Raw genomic sequence first — 3,314 nt, forward strand, 5'->3', positions numbered from 1 at the left:
AAATATGATAAATTTAAAAGACGTTTTTTTACTTGATTTTGCATATCTTGAGACCTTTACAAAACGAATAGAAACGTCCTGGGGTTCAATTTTTTGCAATGAAAGTCAACCAAATTATTATGATGCAAATCACGCTCATATTAGTGATGCTATTGATAATCCAAAGTTAATAATTGATGAAGTAAAAAATTTTTATGATTCTAGAAAAATCATACCTAGATTTTATATTTATAACTTAGATGCTCAACAAGAATTAGTTAACCAACTAAAATTGAATCATTTCGGATTCGAAGAATTAATCAGTCCTGTTCAAATGTGGGAACAAAAGGTTTTGGAAAAGGAAAAACGCAATGAAATTTCTATTGAATTGGTTACAAAAATGAATTATTCCGAAGCATTAAATATTGAATGCAGTATTACAGAATTTGGAGGCAAAGCAGTTAGGGAAAAGGCTTTTGAGGTAGAATTTAATCATCCTAGTTTTATACATTATTTACTTCGGTATGATGGAATTGCCTGTGCAACAGCTTGTATTTTTATCAATGATAATCAGGCACGGATGGAAAGTGTTGCAACTCTAGAGGAATACAGGGGACGAGGATTAATCGGTGAATTGATTCATTATATTCAAGCAGAAGTTGCTAAGAAGGAGCTAGAAAACCTTTGGGTGTTTCCTATTAACGAAAAAATAGAAAAAGTCTATCAAAAATATGGATTTAAGACCGTTGCAAAACTGAAAATGGGACACGCCTTTATAGGGGGAGGAAGCATAAAAGAAATTCAGGGATATTAAATTTTGGTTAAAGAATTAGCGAAGCAATATAGAATAACCGAGCTTGGAATACTATTTCCAAGCTCATTTTCTATTTCAAACCTAAACTACTTATACCAAATTGACTGTATTTTCTGTTGTTAATTTTTTGTTAAAACATATGCGAATTGTTGTGCGAATTCAGTTGTGAATTGGTGTTATGCACTTCTAGAGACTGAACCCGTTAAACATAAACTGTACTTTTAAATTATTTATTCTCGTCTTTCACACGATTCACTTGAATATTTATCAGAAGTTGTCTGACAACATAGCTAGCCATAACTAATCCAGCTACAGATGGGACAAATGCATTGGAGGAAGGCGGCATTTTTGCTTTTCGGATAGTAGCATCATTTTTACCAACTTCCTTTCTGACATCTTCACGGATGACGATCGGACTTTCATCTGAAAATACAACTGGGATTCCTTTACGAATTCCTTCTTTTCTCAAGCGAGTACGAATAACCTTGGCAATTGGATCTGTATGGGTTTTAGAAATATCAGCAATTTGAAAACGGGTTGGATCCATCTTATTAGCAGCCCCCATGCTTGAAATCATAGGGATATTTCTTTTTAAGCATTCCTTCATTAGATGAATCTTATAAGAAATGGTATCAGATGCATCGATGACAAAATCAAGACCATACTCGAAAAACTGCTCGTACGTTTCCTCTGTATAAAACATTTTCAGAGCGATTACTTCACATTCTGGATTAATATCTTTGATCCGCTCTTTCATTAGATCAACCTTTGGCTGTCCTACAGTAGAAAGCAAGGCAATGATCTGACGATTTACATTTGTTATATCAACATCATCTTTATCAACCAATACTAAACGCCCAACACCTGACCGGGCTAACGCTTCTGCAGCGAAGGTTCCTACTCCGCCTACCCCAAGAACAGCAACCGTGCTGTTCTTCATGATGTCTAACCCTTCTTTACCGATAGCAAGCTCATTTCTTGAAAATTGATGCAACATATATTCTCAGCTCCATAACACTTTCAAAATTAATAAAAACATAAAAATGGGTTCTACTTTTGTTTTTCCCGATATTGAATATACCATACTTTTTATAAAAAATAAGTATCTCCATAGGAATAAAATGATTAATTTTTTACAAATTAATCAAAAAATTAATAGTAACTATTAGTACCTAGTAATATTAATCACAGCTTTTTAATAATAACCATGATACTTTAATAAAGCATGAACCAAATCATTCCTAAACAATTGAAATGGGGTTATACTTTGAACTTACCACAATTAAAAATTGGCCATATGGAACCGAAAGTTCCCATCCTTCAAGGAGGTATGGGTGTTGGCATTTCACTGAGCGGGCTTGCATCAGCTGTTGCAAACGCAGGTGGGATTGGAATTATATCAGGAACAGGAATTTCAACAGATGAACTAAAGTTTCATATTAGAAAGGCAAAGGAAAAGATCATTGGAAAAGGTTATATTGGCGTTAATGTATTATTTGCAATGAATGATTTTGCCGAAAAAATGAAGGCTGCAATAGAAGAAAAAGTAGATTTTATTATTTCAGGTGCAGGAATTTCACGCGATATGTATTCCTGGGGAAAAGAAAGTGGAACTCCAGTTATTTCGATTGTTTCTACAGCTAAGCTAGCAAGACTTTCTGAAAGATTAGGAGCGTCTGCTGTTGTTGTTGAAGGATGCGAAGCGGGCGGCCATTTAGGAACAGACCGTCCTTTATTTGAAATCCTTCCAGAAGTAGTTGAAGCCGTAAACATTCCAGTCATTGCAGCCGGTGGAATATTAACCGGAGAAGATATAGCTAGAGCAATTCAAATGGGAGCTTCCGGGGTACAAATGGGTACAAGGTTTGTTGCCAGTGAGGAATGTGACGCCCCATTAGCCTTTAAAGAAAAATATGTGAATGCACAAAAAGAAGATACGATCCTAGTTAAAACCACGGTTGGCCTGCAAGGAAGAGCCATTAAGAACAAGTTTACCGATTTAATTTCAGGAACCGGAAAATTAAAAATCGATAAATGCCATGATTGTTTAAAAAACTGCTCCTACCGCTTTTGTACACTAGATTCACTATTAAAATCCGTAGGCGGGGACGTAGAAAATGGCCTCGTATTCGCTGGCGCGAGAGTTTCTGAAATTAAGAAAATATTGCCTGTTCATACAATCATAAAAAATATTACAGATGAATATTTAGCTGTAAAATAAATAAATCCTTCAAGCCTGTCATTCTTCAGGCTTTTTTCTGTCTTAAAAAACAAATTATAGACTTTATTATTTTTAAAAAAGTAGCTGAGCAATTTTCACCTGCAGCAGGCATCAGATGATGCGACTGTTGACCGATCGGGGCAATTTTCCACTTCTACGGGCAGCAGATGAAGTGACTGATGACTGATCATAATAATTCTCCCCTTCAGCGGGCACCAGATGGAGCGACTGTTGACCGATCATGGCAATTTTCACCTTCAATGGGCACCAGATCGAACGAATGATGACTGATCGGGGCAA

Annotated in this window: 4 protein-coding genes; 2 read left to right on the forward strand and 2 right to left on the reverse strand. The window is 35.8% G+C overall.

All coding sequences use genetic code 11. From position 1 onward, the window contains the following. Positions 1–4 precede the first annotated feature (4 nt). The gene (locus V7122_RS08210; protein ID WP_335526316.1) at positions 5–793 is read left to right on the forward strand and encodes a GNAT family N-acetyltransferase; all 789 of its coding nucleotides are present in this window, start codon (positions 5–7) and stop codon (positions 791–793) included. A gap of 226 nt (positions 794–1,019) precedes the next feature. Here the strand turns inward: V7122_RS08210 and V7122_RS08215 are convergent, their stop codons facing one another. Next, a complete protein-coding gene (locus V7122_RS08215; protein ID WP_335346546.1) occupies positions 1,020–1,790 on the reverse strand; it encodes a tRNA threonylcarbamoyladenosine dehydratase in 771 nt (256 codons plus the stop codon). Positions 1,791–2,042: 252 nt separating this feature from the next. Here V7122_RS08215 and V7122_RS08220 point away from each other — a divergent pair, with 252 nt between their 5' ends. Further along, positions 2,043–3,014: an NAD(P)H-dependent flavin oxidoreductase gene (locus V7122_RS08220; RefSeq protein WP_335526318.1), complete on the forward strand. Its 972-nt coding sequence runs from the start codon at positions 2,043–2,045 to the stop codon at positions 3,012–3,014. Between the two features lie 111 nt (positions 3,015–3,125). Here the strand turns inward: V7122_RS08220 and V7122_RS08225 are convergent. Then, positions 3,126–3,314: hypothetical protein (locus tag V7122_RS08225; RefSeq protein WP_335526301.1), on the reverse strand; the 189-nt coding region annotated here is incomplete at its 5' end.

This window comes from Bacillus sp. JJ1532 (genome assembly GCF_036965085.1).
In the GTDB taxonomy this organism is placed as follows: domain Bacteria; phylum Bacillota; class Bacilli; order Bacillales; family Cytobacillaceae; genus Cytobacillus.

Excerpts from the sequence above, each read along its gene's own strand:
- V7122_RS08215 (WP_335346546.1), bottom strand. The coding sequence starts at position 1,790 with ATGTTGCATCAATTTTCAAGAAATGAGCTTGCTATCGGTAAAGAAGGG.
- V7122_RS08210 (WP_335526316.1), top strand. The coding sequence starts at position 5 with ATGATAAATTTAAAAGACGTTTTTTTACTTGATTTTGCATATCTTGAG.